The sequence below is a fragment of the Bythopirellula superficialaquae genome (genome assembly GCF_059632245.1).
In genome coordinates, this window is record NZ_CP197426.1 from 4,681,602 (window position 1) to 4,697,401 (window position 15,800).

The 15,800-nt window shown below is 52.8% G+C and carries 11 protein-coding genes; 6 read left to right on the top strand and 5 right to left on the bottom strand.

Going from position 1 to position 15,800, the window contains the following annotated elements; genetic code table 11:
- Positions 1–14: 14 nt before the first annotated feature.
- On the bottom strand, positions 15–1,763 hold the full coding sequence (locus SH678x_RS19380; RefSeq protein ID WP_496920105.1) for a beta strand repeat-containing protein: 1,749 nt from the start codon (positions 1,761–1,763) through the stop codon (positions 15–17).
- Positions 1,764–2,358: 595 nt separating this feature from the next.
- On the opposite strand from SH678x_RS19380, the gene SH678x_RS19385 reads away from it, so the two are divergent.
- The 6 genes from SH678x_RS19385 to SH678x_RS19410 all read left to right on the top strand — a co-directional run bounded on the left by SH678x_RS19385 (position 2,359) and on the right by SH678x_RS19410 (position 10,505).
- Positions 2,359–3,756, top strand: coding sequence for a hypothetical protein (locus tag SH678x_RS19385; protein ID WP_496920106.1), 1,398 nt, complete (start codon positions 2,359–2,361; stop codon positions 3,754–3,756).
- Between the two features lie 112 nt (positions 3,757–3,868).
- Complete coding sequence (locus SH678x_RS19390; protein WP_496920107.1) at positions 3,869–4,984, top strand: DUF1559 family PulG-like putative transporter; 1,116 nt, start codon at positions 3,869–3,871, stop codon at positions 4,982–4,984.
- The gene (locus SH678x_RS19395) at positions 4,984–5,427 is read left to right on the top strand and encodes a hypothetical protein (protein WP_496920108.1); all 444 of its coding nucleotides are present in this window, start codon (positions 4,984–4,986) and stop codon (positions 5,425–5,427) included. Before SH678x_RS19390 ends, SH678x_RS19395 begins: the two co-directional genes overlap by 1 nt.
- A complete protein-coding gene (locus SH678x_RS19400) occupies positions 5,424–6,644 on the top strand; it encodes a DUF1559 family PulG-like putative transporter (RefSeq protein ID WP_496920109.1) in 1,221 nt (406 codons plus the stop codon). The genes SH678x_RS19395 and SH678x_RS19400 overlap by 4 nt, the downstream gene beginning before the upstream one ends.
- A gap of 344 nt (positions 6,645–6,988) precedes the next feature.
- On the top strand, positions 6,989–7,915 hold the full coding sequence (locus tag SH678x_RS19405) for a response regulator transcription factor (RefSeq protein WP_496920110.1): 927 nt from the start codon (positions 6,989–6,991) through the stop codon (positions 7,913–7,915).
- A 169-nt stretch (positions 7,916–8,084) separates the two neighbouring features.
- Positions 8,085–10,505, top strand: coding sequence for a cyclic nucleotide-binding domain-containing protein (locus SH678x_RS19410; RefSeq protein ID WP_496920111.1), 2,421 nt, complete (start codon positions 8,085–8,087; stop codon positions 10,503–10,505).
- Between the two features lie 165 nt (positions 10,506–10,670).
- Here SH678x_RS19410 and SH678x_RS19415 read toward each other — a convergent pair whose 3' ends face one another.
- The 4 genes from SH678x_RS19415 to SH678x_RS19430 all read right to left on the bottom strand — a co-directional run bounded on the left by SH678x_RS19415 (position 10,671) and on the right by SH678x_RS19430 (position 15,795).
- Positions 10,671–11,354: a hypothetical protein gene (locus SH678x_RS19415; protein WP_496920112.1), complete on the bottom strand. Its 684-nt coding sequence runs from the start codon at positions 11,352–11,354 to the stop codon at positions 10,671–10,673.
- A 186-nt stretch (positions 11,355–11,540) separates the two neighbouring features.
- Positions 11,541–12,281 carry a PEP-CTERM sorting domain-containing protein gene (locus SH678x_RS19420; protein WP_496920113.1) on the bottom strand — a complete coding sequence of 247 codons (741 nt, stop codon included), beginning with the start codon at positions 12,279–12,281 and terminating at the stop codon, positions 11,541–11,543.
- Between the two features lie 1,901 nt (positions 12,282–14,182).
- Complete coding sequence (locus SH678x_RS19425) at positions 14,183–14,827, bottom strand: PEP-CTERM sorting domain-containing protein (protein WP_496920114.1); 645 nt, start codon at positions 14,825–14,827, stop codon at positions 14,183–14,185.
- Positions 14,828–14,934: 107 nt separating this feature from the next.
- On the bottom strand, positions 14,935–15,795 hold the full coding sequence (locus SH678x_RS19430) for a PEP-CTERM sorting domain-containing protein (RefSeq protein ID WP_496920115.1): 861 nt from the start codon (positions 15,793–15,795) through the stop codon (positions 14,935–14,937).
- Between the last annotated feature and the right edge of the window lie 5 nt (positions 15,796–15,800).

Sequence of the window (15,800 nt, forward strand, 5' to 3'; positions counted from 1 at the left end):
TTGTCGTTCTCGAATCAATCGACAACCCGTTCACGCCTTGCCAGCAAGGTGATCAACCCAGGCAAGACGAGCAACAACGTCGATGGTTCAGGAATAATCGTACCCGAGACATTCAATGTCAGAACTTGCGAACCAGCCAAGCCTGCACCGGCATAATTGTCGGCATCGGAAAGACCCAGCGTATAAGTCGCCGAATAAACGCCCGGCACATTGTTCGTGTCGAAGGATGTCAGAAAAGAATAAGCGTTGGAGAGTCCAGCGGCCAATGCCGTGAATTCGCCATTTGCCAAGTCGGTGAACAACACACTGGTATCGCCGCTACCGGAAATCGAATCGAAGTCCAACTCGGCGGTATAACCGGCGGTTTGCAGAGCATTGAAAATGGCTTCGCTCACCGATTGAACTCCACTGCCTTGCATGAAGGTGCCGAAATCAATCGTCAAAGCATTTGCAGTGTTGGCGGCAAACGCAGCCGTGCTGGAATCAAACGCCGCAGCGGTGTAAGACACGGCCACAGGATTGACGGCTTCGCCCGACAAACCTTCACCTGCCTTCGAGAGGCCGATCGCGCCACTCATAGGGCCAGCTGTGGCAAACGTGCCAGTGACACTACGAAGAACGGTATCAGCCGCACCGTCAAAGAGTTGGCTGGAACCTGCGGCGACAGTCACAGAACCATCGGTTGCTGAGGTTCCATTCACGGTGACGCGGGTGTTGTTGTTGTCGTCACCCGTGGTGCTCAAAGTTGTGTTTTGCGCACCTGTGGAAGCACCAACAATCACGCTGCCCAGGTTGACGGCCGAGCTGTTGATCGTGCGATTGCCAACGACTGTGGCCGAAACATTCACCACGTCATTCGCATCCGCTGAACCTTGACCAGCACCAGCGCTTGTGCCGATCGTGTTGTCGACGGTCAAGGTATAAGCCTTCGTTCCAGTGGAGGCCGAACCGTTGGCGTTGTTAGCTAATTGCAGACCTACGATTTCGTTTTGGCTACCACCGGCAATCGCGCCGTCGGCAGTTACGGTAAGCCCGTTATTGCTCGCGACGGCTGAGTAGGTTGTCGCATCGCTTCCGATCTTGGTGAGATTAACGTTCAACGATGGGGTTTGACCTTGCATCATGCGACCAAAGCCCGCAGTGCCGGGGGCGGTGATTGTTGAGTTGTTGCCAGTGGCTAGTGCCGAAACAGCGCCATCAAAAATAAAGTCGTTAACACTGAACGTGCCAGCCGCGCTGGTTCCTCCGTAAGCGTAGAGACGGAAAGTGATCGCGGAAGTCACGGAATTGAAAGCCGCACCTCCCAAATTCATGCTGAAAGCTACTGCGCTACCCGAACCTGTGATAGCCCCGGTGGCAATATCGGCAGCGTAACCATCCAAAGAAGACCGGAACGCATAGGTCGTGGGGCCCGTGCTGGAGCGTTGGTAGTTGCCCGTCAGATTGGTGAAATCAATCTGAAAGCCTGAATTGGGCGTCAGAGTCCAAGAAAAATAGTCGTTGAGATCCAACGTGCTATTGAACCCAGCGGCATTGTAACGATTGCTACCGGCGTTACCGGTGAGCCCGCTTCCACGTCCAATGCCCGATGCCGTCATGTTGGCGGCCACCGTTTGTCCCAGAGTAAACGGATTTGATGACGACGGGGCCGTGTCGGTAATTTCGTTCGAATGAATGTTGGCGGCATTTACCGCCGTTGTGGTGACGACCACGGTACCGACCAGTGCGGCACTGAGGAATCCTCGAATTGCTGTCCACTTCATTAGTCGCTCCTTTCGAGCCAAGGCAAGAACAAAAGTTGATCGTTCAATGTTGTAACGACGGATCGGAATCTGCTGGTCCTTCTCGTCGCGACCACTATGTTGCCAGACACAGGTTCAAGGGACGTCCAAGCATTGCGAAAGTTAGATGAAGATTAGCGCCGCTTTCGGTGAACATACGGCAAGCGTGTCTTCATATATCAAACTCGCCGTCTTAGCGTCATGACCGATGATATTCAGCGAAGATCAGATAAGTTTGGTGATTGAGAGGCGCTGGGAACTAGAAGTGAAATCTCTAATACGTGCAGCGAGTCTGATACAGCGAAAACTGAATCGAACATTCACCCAAAGTTTATTTTTCTTGGACCGAACTTGGACGTTGCCCTCTCACAATGGCCACCGTGCAACCTTCCTTGAGAGTCAGTTCACATTTTTTTCTGCGTGAACTGCGAGCTAAATGGTGTTGATTGACTACCCTGCGAAATGACGCCGTTATTCAACTCGACTGGCTATTTTTTAAGGAATGTTCGCAGAACTTCGGGCGGTCTCGGCATCCTGAATCGAATTTTTTTCATAGCAACTAGAGGGGTCACAAGGTATGCGACAAATCAGTCTAATTCGTTCGCTCGCGCTTTTGTTGGCGAGCACCATGGTTTTGTGGGGGGCCGGACGTGCCGACGCCCAAATTCAGCAAGATGATCTCGTGGTCGGCGTGAATAGTAACTCGACCGATAGTTTTCGGATCGTTCGCCCGGGCTCGGGCGCAGTTCCCGGTGTGACGGAACTCGGTGGCAGTGCCACTTCCACTCCCTGGTCGAAAAACTTTATTCAAAGTGTCGAATTTGACAACGCCAATGGCATCAGCCACAACGCATCGGGCAATTTTCTCGGTGCCAATTTTGGCAACTCCTTCACCGGGTTTGAAATCTTTAATTTCGCCACCAATGGGAGCGGTGCGTTTCAAAGCGTGTGGGGAATCAAAAATGCCACTGGTGGTGCCCGCACCGACCGTGGTGGTGGTATGTCGGTGAGCCCGGACAATACCAAGATTGCTTGGGGCGCGAACGATGGTGGCTTGATCCATGTGCTGCAATACGATGCCGGCCCTGCACCTGGCACGGGTAGCGGTGCATCGATCAGCGGGTGGATTTCAACAGCGACCGGTGACGGCAGTGGCGGCACTGGCAGTTTGCCACCTTTGAAGACCGGCACCAGCCAATCGACCACCTGGCTTGATAACAACACAGTGCTTGCCCTTAATGCGTTTGGTGAGTTAATTAGCTTTGACGTTAGCTCCACGAGCTTTGGCACTACTAGCACTCCCAACACCACTGCCAGCTGGATGATCGAAAAAAGTGGCATTTTCAGCAGCAGTCCAGGTGACGCGCAATTCACTGGCTTGGTTTACAACGAGCACATCGCTCCGGACATCATCATTGGTTCGGCAGGTTTCTTCTCCGGTGGGTCGGAAACCGAAATTTTCGTTTGGGATAAAGACACTCTTGAGGAAATCGCGCATATCGATATTTCTTCCAGCGTGGATGATGGTAATTCGCAAGCAACGGGTCGTGAAATTGCTCTTGATTCTCAAGGCAACCTCTATGTGGGTGGTTTTGGACAGAATGTGACCAGTGTGATTCCAAACTTCGTTGCAGAAGCGATGAATGGCACACTCTCTGACAATAGCTCGGTCTTCTGGTATCAGAATGACTTCTTCACTTCATTTAGTGGTTTAGACGTCGCTGCCTCCGTGGGTGGCAGCGTTGGTGTTCCGGGAGATTTCAACGACGACGGTGTTGTGACGGGCCGCGATTTCTTGGCTTGGCAACGTGGCGAGTCGCCCGATCCTCATAGCGCGACTGATCTGTCGGATTGGCAAGCTGCCTACAACGGTGGTGCCTTGGTAGCGGTTAATGCCGTCCCCGAGCCATCCACCTTGTTGCTGGCTATGGCGATTGGCGCTTGCCTGTTCGGCAAGCGCAATCGTGTCGCTTAGTGAAAGATAAACAGGATTTACAAAGGTGTCTCTTGTTGGTTGGCATTCGAGCCCGCCTTGCTGGGGCAGCGGGCGGGCTCGGTGCCTTTATTGATTCAATGTGGAATGTGTAATGAAACAACGTTTAAGAAGATTGCTTTTCGACAGCCGATATGCCCGCAAATCGCGTCGGCATGGTTTCACGCTTGTCGAGTTGCTGGTTGTCATTGCCATTATTGGAGTCCTGGTGGCTCTTCTGTTACCAGCCATTCAGGCCGCCCGTGAAGCCGCAAGACGTACGCAATGCACAAACAACATCAAACAAATTACTTTGGCAGCCATCAATTACGAAAGTGCACAAGGCGCTTTTCCCATCGGCATGGAAATGATGCCGAATTTGAATCTTACTAAGGCCACTTTCTTTGTGCGATTGCTCCCCTATTTGGAGCAGGCCGGACTTTATAGTCAATGGGACTTTAATCCCGCCGGCTCGGGGCGTTTCCCTTCAACAAATGTTACCGATAACCCCACCACTTCGCGGGCAGCGACCGTGATTTCCGGCTTTCTTTGCCCTTCGGATGTCTTCCCCGAGAATCCATATCAGTTAACGGGAGGCGCTGGAGCATTCCCCAGCACTTCTTCAAACGGCGCCCCTGATGGTTACTATTCAGCAACCAGCTATGCCGGGAATTATGGCGAAGGTTCCTACTATGTGCAGTACTCGCAGTTTCCCATTCGTCCAAACGGTGTTTTGTTTTTGACGGGGTCCAGCAATCAACTGGCGGCCTCCACAAGCGGCGGCGGGATGAATGTTCTCGTGGAGAATCATAAAGACCTCCCTCCCGTCAGAATCAAGGACATCACAGATGGCACGACTCAGACGATCATTCTTGGTGAAAAGTTCCATCACGACGAATTTTTTGATAGCTGGACTAGCAATAATAGCGGTCAAAAAATGTATCAAGTCTCAGCCTGGGCCTGGGCTGGCGGTATGAAAGGGACAGCGCATATTTTCTGCTCGTCAGCGGTTCCCATTAATCAATCCGTCCAGGCGTATACGAGTTCTCCCAACAACATCATTGCCCAAGATAAGCGATACAACGGTTGGGGCAGTGGCCATCCTGGCGGCGTCATCTTCGCGTTCTGCGATGGATCGGTCCGATATGTCAACGATTCTCTGAGCCAAATCATCTTGACCAGGTTATCGACTCGTGCCGCCGCCGACATTGTTGACATGAGTGAGCTGTGATGAAAACAGGTTTTAGTCATCGAGCGATCATCGTTTTTGCAGCGTGTACCCTGCTTGCGCTGAGTGGTTGTGGCGGCGGACCTTCGTATGAAATCGCCGAAGTTGAAGGAACATTGCTAATCAATGGTCAACCCGGGAAAAAAATTGGTATTCAGTTTATTCCCGACGTCGACGCCGGAACACAAGGCCCCGTGTCGACGGCCGACACCGATGATTCCGGACACTTTAAGTTGCAAGTGATGAGTGGAGCAGGTGGAGCGAAGGAATTCGGCGCGGTAGTTGGATCGCATCGTGTTGTTCTTACCGATTTACAACTCGCTGCTTCAGCCACCGGGCAAGGGGTTCCGATTCGGCTTGCGCCCGAGCATTCGCTGCCGGGATCGACACCGCTTAAACAGGAAGTCAAACCTGGCAAGCAAACCATCGAGATCCAAGTGCCATGAAACAAGTACGGAAGCTCAATAGCGGGATAGCCTCGCTCCCTGGCTTTACCTTGGTCGAACTGTTGGTGGTGATCGCCATCATTGGGGTGTTGGTCGCCCTGTTGTTGCCTGCCATCCAAGCAGCGCGAGAAGCCGCACGGCGGACGCAATGTGTCAACAACGTCAAGCAAATGAGCCTGGCGGCATGTAACCATGAAGCCGCGACGGGCTATTTTCCGCCGGGACGCAAGAGGCCTGATTTTGAAGTGCTCAATGGCACGAGGTGGGAAGAAAAATCCATGGATAGCTCGTATCCTCCGTGGCCAACTCGTCCGGGGAGACGGAACAATAATTTCTCGGTTCACATTTGGATCTTACCCTACATGGAGCAAGGCAATGTGTATGACATGATTGACTTTAATCTTGGTCAGTCGAAGCAAATGTTAAGCAGCGATGGGTCGACACCGATTAATCCACACTATGACGCCTATGCCACAGCTTCAGGTCTTTTCATCTGTCCCAGCGATCCTTTTACTCAGTTGATCATCTCCGAGAACAATTATCGTTGCAATTTCGGCGGCTCGACTCCGTTTGCTGGCCATTCGGCAGGCGATACAACCGCGGATAGTGATAAATTCAGTCCTGATAAACCCTCTCCCGAAGGCGATTCTTACCCTGCGGGCGGAAACGGAGCTTTTTCCTATCGTGCCAAGGGATTTCGGTCAAAAGACTATCAAGACGGGTTATCCAGAACAATTTTTTTCTCTGAACGCACAAAAGGGAGCGGAAACGCGGTTTACGGTGGGTCAGACGTTCAAGTCACGAAATACGACATGATTGGCTTGGGGCAAGGCAATAGCGTGTCGAATATTACTGCTAAACAACTATTAAGCAGCTGTCTCAAGCCTGCGATTACAGGCCCGATTTTTTACGGAGCGGGCCGTTGGCTGCCGGGAGACATTTGGTCGAACGGTTGGCCCTTCGCGGGTTACGATGCCACGGAATACAATCACGTGGCTCCGCCTAATTGGGAAGGAATTGATTGCGGCAGCAATAGTTCCATACCCGATGCGGCCTACGAGCATGCACTCGTCGCTGCACGGAGTGAGCATCCCGGCACGGTTGTGGTTGGCTACGGTGATGGTCATACCTCGCTGATCAACGACTCGATCGATTTGGCCGTGTGGCGAGCACTGGGCACGCGAAATCTTCAAGAGACGATCGAAGCCGACAATTAGCGATTTTCATTTCGCCTTTAGCCATGATGCTCTGTCGGTTTGCCGCATCTCTCAGCCCAAATGTTCGACACCTATTGTTGTGACCCGATCAAATATGAAGAAATTAAGTTGATGGTGTGAAGGCACCTGTCACTTTTCATGCTGTCTGGTCAGTCCAACGTTTGCAGTAAAGTTTACTACTAGTCCTTGTGGATTGCCGAGACTTAGCTGGTTTCTCAGCTTCTTCATAAATCTTAAACCGTTTTGCAACCTTGGGTTTGTTATTCTTAACCTTCAACGAATCTTCGTTGAAGCGAAGCAACTTCCAATCTTGGTTGACCACCGGTCCCGGGGAAAGGTTGGTTATGCAGGGGAACGAAATTGCCATGGGTTTAGTGCTTGAAACAGCAGGAAATTTAGGCACGATGCCTAGGCTGGAAACGAACAACAGCCACGATCGATCGCATGAGCGTTCGTTTGAAAGCACAAATAACATATTCTCTGACTCGGCCGAGTATGAAGGGTCGCACAAGCAGGCGGCGCAACGCCGTTGGCAGCAAGACAACGAGCATAACTCGCTTTTGGTATTGCTAGTCACGAACGGCAACCAGCAGCGTGATCGCTTAGAGCGTGCCTTGCGCCAGGGTGGTTATCGCATCATGACGGCCGCCTCGGGGCGCGAGGCCATGAAAGTTCTCCACTCGTGGGGCAACTTTTCGATGGTTATGGTGCATCGATTACTCGATATGCCGCCTGTCCAGTTTTGCGAAGATCTGCGAGCTAGCGACGGCAGTCATGCGGATGTTCCCATCATACTCGTGACCGAAAATTTCGACGCCGACCAAGCCGTCGATTGTCTGCGTGCCGGAGCGAACGACTACATCTCGGGTCCGCATCTTGATGAAACCCGAGTTCTGCTCGCTCGCTTGAGCGCGGTCATGCGAACCCGTCAGAATCGGCTCAATGCGGTTCAAGGCGAAACGGACCGACTGATTACCGTGGGGAGCATCGTGATTGATCCCGTGAAGCTACGCGTATTTGTCGATGACAATGCCGTTGAGCTTACTAAGATTCAATTTCACTTGCTCTGCACGTTGGCACGCCGACCAGGGCGAGTGTTCCCGCACGTCGAACTACGTGCTGAGATTGCCGAACACAGAGGCAATCCTGACGAGCGGAGCGTCAAGTCGCATATCTTTCATCTCAGAAAGCGGCTGGGAAGCGTCGGCAATTACGTGCAGACCGTGCGGGGCCTGGGATATATGCTCACTGAAAGTGATTGTCAGCATTAAGAAACCAAACGAACGTCGCTTTGCCCGTTTGCGAATGACGTAATTTTGGAAATTGTTGGCCCAATTTCCAGCTTTCCAATAGCAACTCTGTCAGTGACATTCGACAACACGGTCGCGTGTATTAGAATGACTCCGATTGGTTAGCATTCTCTAGCTTTGAGATACAGCCGTGGCCAAAACCGTTGTTAATCCGACCGCGGAACTTTCTCCCCGCATCACCGACGTGCCGCTCACGCTGGAGCAGTTGGGGGGGCTCGCCCTCTTTACCGCGATTAAGAAAGCCCCGTCGTTCTCCAAGTTCCCTGGCAGCTACGTACTCAGGCACTATCAACCCGGCGAAGTGATTTGCCGCCAAGGTCAAGCCGGTTGGTCGGCTTTTTACATGCTAACCCCTGCGGATCGGACGAGCCTCGGTTTGCCGACTCCGGCGGCAATTTCCAACCAGCCACAACGATTAGCCACCGCACGCTTGCTCGCCACGGGAGGTTCCCCGTCGCCCGCAAATGGTTTTTGGCGCAAGCTGTGGGGCGGAAATGGTTCGCAATCGGTTCGCGGGAATCGGCCTGATCTGATCCCCAATGACGGCCCCAGCGACATCAATTACGAAACCCGTCGCGCGGCGATCTATGCGGGGGAAGTCTTTGGCGAAATGAGTTGCCTCACCCGGCAGCCGCGTTCCGCCACCGTTGTAGCCGACGAGGAGTGCTATGCCCTTGAGATATTGCGGAACGTACTCGACCAAATGCGCAAAGACCCGCAGTACAAGAAGCAGTCGGAGCAAAAATATCGTGACCGCGTGATGGAAGGCCATCTCCGCAGTTTGTCGCTCTTCGCCCTACTCACTCCGGAACAATTCCGCCGGATCATCGGCCGGGTCGAGCTTGTGGAATGTGCCCCCGGGGAAGTGTTGTGGGACGAAGGGGATTCTTCCACGGCGATGTACGTAGTCCGCTCGGGAATGGTGCAGGTCCTGCAATCCTTTCCTTGGCGATTGGCTGCGGAGGGAATTGGCAACTGGCCGGTACTTATTCAACAGCTTGTGACCGACAATATGCCCGACACGCCGCTTGCGGTTTTGCGGGCAAAACTTTCCGCGCCGCTGTTGGAATCGTTAAGCAACTGCGCCGGAGGACCATCGACAGAGCTGCAGCAACAGTTCGTAGCCGAGTGCGACGAGTTAGCCAAGTCGGGTGAGCTGGTCGCGGCCAAAGAAATGGCACCGTTGTTGGCGCACGAACGTTTTCAGCGCGATGGGGCCAAGTTCGATGCCAAGGTAAAGAATTGGACGGCGCTTGAAAATCGCCGGGGCACGCGAATTCTTTATCACCTGCTTTTGCCCGAAGCGATTGCTCCCCCGGAACCTGCCGGCGTGCAGCGTGTACTTCGTTATTTGGGCCGTGGCGATGCGCTCGGCGAGATCGGTCTGGCACTCGATCGGCCGCGGACTGCTACGTGTGTCGCGTATGCCCATGGCGATGCCGGGATTGAAGCTACCAACGTGGAACTCGTCCGCGTGCCAGCCGATCTGTTTCACGAAATCGTGAAGATGTCGCCTGAAGTTCGTGCGGAAGTCGATCGGATGGTGGCGAAACGGACCGCGAGCGACCGGGAAGTGGCTGGCGCGCCGATTCACTCGCTTTCGCAATCGCAACGCGCCGAAGAGTTGGGACTGCTGCAGGGTCAAAAACTGATGCTCATCGATCTCAATCGCTGCACCCGCTGTGGCGATTGCGTGCAGGCTTGCATCGACACCCACGACGACGGGCACACGCGGTTGTTTCTCGACGGTCCGCGGTTTGGCGACTACCTGATCCCCTCGTCGTGCCGTAATTGCCGTGACCCCGTCTGCATGATCGGCTGCCCCGTCGGTTCGATTCAGCAAGGCGAGAATGGCCAAATCGTGATTCGCGATTGGTGTATCGGCTGTGGCATGTGCGCGCGGCAATGTCCGTATGATTCGATTCAAATGCACGACGACTCGCTCATTCAGGCGGGGGCTCCCTGGCGGTGGACTCGTTCCGCAACCGAGCCTTCGCGCAAATGGTATGGGGCGGGACACACGCCCCATCATTGGTTACACGGCGTGTTGCCCCTCAGTGCCGACATCGAAAATGCCTTAGTCGCACGGGCTACTGCCACTGGCGACTACTATTTCCGCTATTCGTTTACCGTGGACCGCTCGCGGCTCGTTGAAGATCACACTTGGCGATTGCTGGCCACATCGAAGGGAAAGTCGCTCGAGCTTTGGCTGGACGGATCGCCACTAACACTGGAACAAGATTCCCCGCAGGCGAAGCGGGGCGAATATGTGGCGAATCTGCCGCTCGCCGCGATCGGTAAAGGGACCCATCTCATCGCGGCCAAGGTGACGGCCCCCGTGCCGTTCGACGCGATGATGTTTGATCTGCGTTTGGATTTGGTCACCAGCGAACGTGAGGATGTCGAAGAAAAGCTCGTTACCGAACGGGCCGTCGTGTGCGATCAATGCAGCACGCTCAGCGGGCATCGCCACGCCTGCGTTTATGCTTGCCCTCACGAAGCGGCGATGCGCGTGGATGCGTGGGTGGATTTTCCAACAAAGTCATTCTGAGAGAGCCTTAGCGACCGAAGAATCTAGCTTCCATCAGTCAAGAGCCGGGAGCTAAGGGCTCAGTGCATCCAGTCTGACTTACACGCCGGACTTTTCTCTCTTGGCTAAAACTAGATCCTTCGGTCGGCGAGCCTCTCTCAGGATGACCGGTATGCGTGCCCGCATTCACGGTATGTACCAAATCACCACGCCCGTTTTGGGATCTTCGCGGCCTTCCAGCAGGAGCGGCCAGTAGCGTTCGAACGCGGTCGGCGCGGGGCGCATGTTGGAGAAGGGTTTACTCAGAGCCGGGCCATACGTCGTTGTTGGCACCGACGGTGTGAGCGCGACGCCGTTCCGAACCGGATGATTGGGCTGATACATGCCGGCCCCAGCTCCGGCTTGGAAGCGTGGATGCAGCGGTGTCGGAACCGTGGAATTCGCTCGCAAGCGCGACACCGCTAGCGCTTCGTTGTAGCTGAGCCCCATCGCAGCGGCTTCGCGCCAGACTTGAGTGGCATCAGGCCGGAATGTGAGCCCTTGTCGATTGGGCAGCGGGTGGCCCAATCCTTGACCGTAGATTCTTTGCGAGAAAAGACATGCCGCCATGGCACCGGCCAGGAGCAAGGCCATCAAACCAATCGGAATGTGTTTTAGCATCGTGGGGCCCTCCCCCAAACAATTCGTACCTGCAGAGGACAAGCGGTGATACTCAGAGAAGCGCGTCATTCCCGCCTGCACGAGAATGACTATAAGAGCAAGCAGAGTGCCAGCCGAGCCTTCTCGATTCCGCGAGACATCCAGTCTTAAGCTGGAAATTGTTACCGGCACACAAGTTAGTGTAACCGAACCGCTAGCGGCGCGAAGCATGGCCCGTCATTCCGCCGAAAGATTCGCCAGGAAAAGTGTCGCGAGGGTGCGACGGTTGTCGCGATTGAACAAAGTAAGAAGCCAAAGGCTGGAGGTTAAGGGGTGAAAACAAAAAAAGCCCCTGCATCACTTGGATGCAGAGGCTTTGCGTTTAACTCGCTCTTCTCAGTCCGTTGGGCAAGGCGATTAGGCCAGGCGGCGACGGAAGGCCAAGCCGATCAGGCTCAAACCACCCAGAGCCAAGCTGGTTGGCTCGGGAACGATGGCAGTACCAATCTGTGTAAGACCATTGAACGTACCGTTTGAGGTCGCAATCGCCCAAGTTAAAGCAACTGATGCGTTGCTAGGAATAACAACATAACCAAGCGTGGCATTTGCAGTTTGGCTTGGTCCAGGAATACCCCATGCACCAGTCAGGCTGTTGCCAACTCCATAATCGAACGTGGCAGTATCAGCAAGTGGGCTCGGAAAAATGTTATTGTTTTCGCTCGGTGCACTACCAATCAGCGCGCCTGCAATCGGAGTCATGTGGCTATCACCACGACCATTGGAGGCGGGGCCTTGTGGGGTTGGGTCAGGGGTACCATCAAAGTTGGTATCCGACCAACGTTGATGCATTTGGCCAGCAAATGACAAGTCAACCGCTGAAATCAAGGCTGCGTCATTAGTGGCTGCGTCGACCTGATAAGCCGTAAAGCCCGTCAAAGCCGCATCAGGAGCACCAAAAGGACCGGGCAGTGCAGTAAAGTTAATCACGACGGCAGCACTAGCAACCTGAGCACCAAAAGTGATAACAGCCAAAGCAAACAATGTATTCAACTTACGCATGATGTTAACTCCAAAAAGGTTCAAAATTTGATTTACTAAAATAGAATTTGATTTGTAGAAAGCAGGTAATCCTTTGAGCCAAGTTCTCTTTCCCAGCAAGATTCGTTCTTCACTGGTCTGCCCTGTTCGCTGTTACTTGTCGGCTTATTCACTTTCTGCCGATCAGCGAACCATTCATATCTTCATAAGACAAACCTCATAAGTTACTGTGTCGCTGTGCGACTGCGATGTTGTGTGACCCCAATGATCAAATTTGCCATTCCAACAAGTTCAGAATGGCGGGGAGGCCGCAGCCTCCTGAGTTTCTATTACGCTTGCGGCGACTCTTCTACCGTCTCGGGTAGTCATCGCAAATCATGTATCTGGAAATAGCAAAGTAAACCAATACGAGGGAGCAAAAACTTGCTAAAAGCCAAGACACCAGAAGAGACGGCAAGCCGAATAAAACCGTCTAGGGTGTAAAAGACAAAACGAATAATAACCCTTAAGGGGATAATCGTTTTGTTAGAGATTCACTGGATCTAACCTACTCGTTAGGGTGATATGAGCTACCAATCAGTATGCTCGACTTCTGTATTCTAACGAGGGCTACCGACTGTGCAAGGGAATTTTTCAAAGTATTCGATTTTTTTTGGAATAGGACGATTTACCACAGAAAATCCCCATTTTTCAGGGGTTTTATGCTTTAGATGAGCACGGAGTGGTGGTGGAGGTGTTTGCTTAACACAGAGCAACACTTAGGTCATCCCAACATTATTCTACCGCACTCACTGCAACTCGGGGAAACTAGGTTCACTAGCACCGAGAGGCGGTGGCCTGTTGGAAGCTTATTCCACGGAGTTTCGCCACAATTTCTTGCAGTCCAGATTTGCGGCTGGTGCCAAATGTGCGATGGAATTACGCTTTCCCGTCTCAGATATGCTGGAACCGAAACGTGATGAGCGAGTCGAGAGCAATCAATTTTGCTCCCCCGACGACACGCAACCGCCGCTATTGTTCGGAAATCTGTGTCGAATGGCTCTTGGCGAACATCGACGCCCGGCCGGACATTTATCCGCGAAAGCTCCAGACCGCCGCTCGGAAGAGGCTTGTTTGGATAGTTTCAAAATAGTGCTCCGCCGAGTCTTCGAGCTGTGGCGTGAATAGCAAACAAGAGGCTTATCGCATTTTGATAAGGAAACCGAGACTGAAGTTGAGGCCCACCGCCACTGGCCGATCCAGTGACTGAATCTGATTTTGAACGTGTGGTCATCCTTGATGAGACTTTGGCCAAGACCAATGTGATCCAATCTTAGGTCACATTTCCCAAAGACAGTAATCAATAGATCGAGTGCCCTAGGCCGTTTGAAGCCACACGCTCTCCAAGTGCGCCGCTAATTCCACGGGATTTGTGACACAATTGTATGTGGACTGGATCAACGTTCAGGCCTTGCATCAGCGGGTGACGTTGAACTGCTCGATATTCCCAGCAGCCACAGAATGAAGCAAGTTGTCGCATACATGTCAGCGGTCCTGCGGATGTCTGTTATCTGCCCCTACACACCAAAATACATATCCCTTGAAGTGGCTTTTACTAATAAAAGTAGTTGCTACGAGACGCCGGTAGCTGAATCGTGCAAAGGCTGGCTTATCTCACAAGGAAAGTATTTGAGCTGTTCAATGAACACCGACGCCAAAAAAACTCCAAACACTTGGATTTACCAAAGTCGATGAACATGGTTCAGCGTAGATAATACGTGGGGCAAGGGCTGATAACCCTGAATCACCGACCAGCTTCACATAACGAGCCAAGGTCATCGGCGCATCAAGTGTTTTACTACAATACTTAGACACGTCGCCTGACTTAATAAGCGATGTGATCTTTAGCCTGAGTACTACCTGCGGCTTACAGGTCAATACTGCAGGACGATTCACTCAATCACAAAGTGCAATAAAAAAGCCCCTTGTGATTTGCATCACAAGGGGCTCAATCGGTTTAATACTACTTCTCGAACTAAGCTTTAGGCGTTACGACGACGGAAAGCTAGTCCAATCAGACCCATACCGGCCATGATCATGCTGCTTGGCTCAGGAACCAAAACAAAGAAGTCACCCAGGTCAAGTGGGAATGTTCCATTGGAAGTCGCCACTTGAACATTGATCGACATGGTTGGAATAGATCCTTCTGGAATCACGATGTAAGCCAGATTGGCACCAGTCGTCTGACTTGGGCCAGGAATACCCCAAGCACCACCCAGGATCGTGCCAACACCATAATCGAAAACACCATCAGGAAGCGGGCTTGGGAAAATGTTGTTATTCTCGGTCGGGGCCGAACCAACAAGTGCACCACTGATCAAAGTGAGATGCGTATCGCCACGACCATTCGAAGCGGGACCGTTGGGAGTTGGATTGGGGATACCATCAAAATCGGTATCCGACCAACGTTGGTGGAACTTGCCGAGCATGCTCACGTCAACAGCAGAAATCAAGGAGCCGTCATCAGTGGCAATCGATAGTTGGTAAGCAACAAAGCCAGTGAGGGCCGCATCAGGAGCAGCGAAAGGAGGAGCAACTACCGTTGCGGATCCGACAATACCAGCATTAGCAGCTGTCGCGAGGAGTGCACAGACTCCGAAAGCAGACAGGAAGGAAAATCTTTTCATTATACGATCCTTTTCTTAGTGAGTTTTTTTAGGTCTATCGACCCAAACATCTTAGATGCAATTCAAATAATTACCACTATTTGCCTCAGCTCTGACCAAAATCTCAATTAGGCCAGACGACGGCGGGCAAACAATCCAGCCATAGCCAAAGCACTCAGCAAAATTGAGGATGGCTCGGGAACAGCTGCGAATGCGGGCGGCGTGGTGGATAGCTGCCAATTGGTAGCCAGCGAACCAAGGTCCGTCACATTAACAATCGCATCTGAGGCAGCATTGAAATTGCCTTGATCCCAAGTGCGAGGCGAAAGCTGCCAGTTGGTCGCCAAAGTTCCGAGGTCAGTTACGTTCACGATACCATCGCGATTCGTATCACCAAGCTTCAGGCCGTCAACAGCAACCGAGTCACCACGAACACCGTCACCACCCAAGAGAACGATAGCCTCTTCAGCACCACCAGCAGTCATGGCGGCACTGGTCCAGCTTTGGCCAGTCGTAGCACCACCACCAGCACCAGGAAGAGTGCCGAACGATGGGCGAGTTGCACCAAAGGTGCCAGACATAATAAGTGCCATGTTGTCGTAGGAATTAGGGGCAGTGATAAACAGGTCGTCCTTGGCAACATTGCCAGGAGTTCCATTACCCTTACCAACATTGGCAAACTTACCAACACCAGCTGTGGCGTTGACATCGTAGCCCCAGACGACTTCGGTCAGAGTGCCCGATTGGCTGGTCTCGATGGGGATTCCATCAATGGCTGGGTTGAAGGTGACGGATCCGAAATTGATGTTGTCGAGGACAACTACCAAAGCCGAAATGCCATTGGCACTGTCGGTTCTGGCCAGGAGATCCCAGCTACCGCCTGCAGCTGTACTGGCAGGATCGGTGTAGCGCAGGTTCAAAGAAAGGCTGATCGTGGCCATTGCTTGGCCAAGGGACATTGCCACGATGGCAACGACACAGAAAGACATTAGTA

Excerpts from the sequence above, each read along its gene's own strand:
- SH678x_RS19380 (WP_496920105.1), bottom strand. The coding sequence starts at position 1,763 with ATGAAGTGGACAGCAATTCGAGGATTCCTCAGTGCCGCACTGGTCGGT.
- SH678x_RS19385 (WP_496920106.1), top strand. The coding sequence starts at position 2,359 with ATGCGACAAATCAGTCTAATTCGTTCGCTCGCGCTTTTGTTGGCGAGC.
- SH678x_RS19390 (WP_496920107.1), top strand. The coding sequence starts at position 3,869 with ATGAAACAACGTTTAAGAAGATTGCTTTTCGACAGCCGATATGCCCGC.
- SH678x_RS19395 (WP_496920108.1), top strand. The coding sequence starts at position 4,984 with ATGAAAACAGGTTTTAGTCATCGAGCGATCATCGTTTTTGCAGCGTGT.
- SH678x_RS19400 (WP_496920109.1), top strand. The coding sequence starts at position 5,424 with ATGAAACAAGTACGGAAGCTCAATAGCGGGATAGCCTCGCTCCCTGGC.
- SH678x_RS19405 (WP_496920110.1), top strand. The coding sequence starts at position 6,989 with ATGCAGGGGAACGAAATTGCCATGGGTTTAGTGCTTGAAACAGCAGGA.
- SH678x_RS19415 (WP_496920112.1), bottom strand. The coding sequence starts at position 11,354 with ATGCTTCGCGCCGCTAGCGGTTCGGTTACACTAACTTGTGTGCCGGTA.
- SH678x_RS19425 (WP_496920114.1), bottom strand. The coding sequence starts at position 14,827 with ATGAAAAGATTTTCCTTCCTGTCTGCTTTCGGAGTCTGTGCACTCCTC.
- SH678x_RS19430 (WP_496920115.1), bottom strand. The coding sequence starts at position 15,795 with ATGTCTTTCTGTGTCGTTGCCATCGTGGCAATGTCCCTTGGCCAAGCA.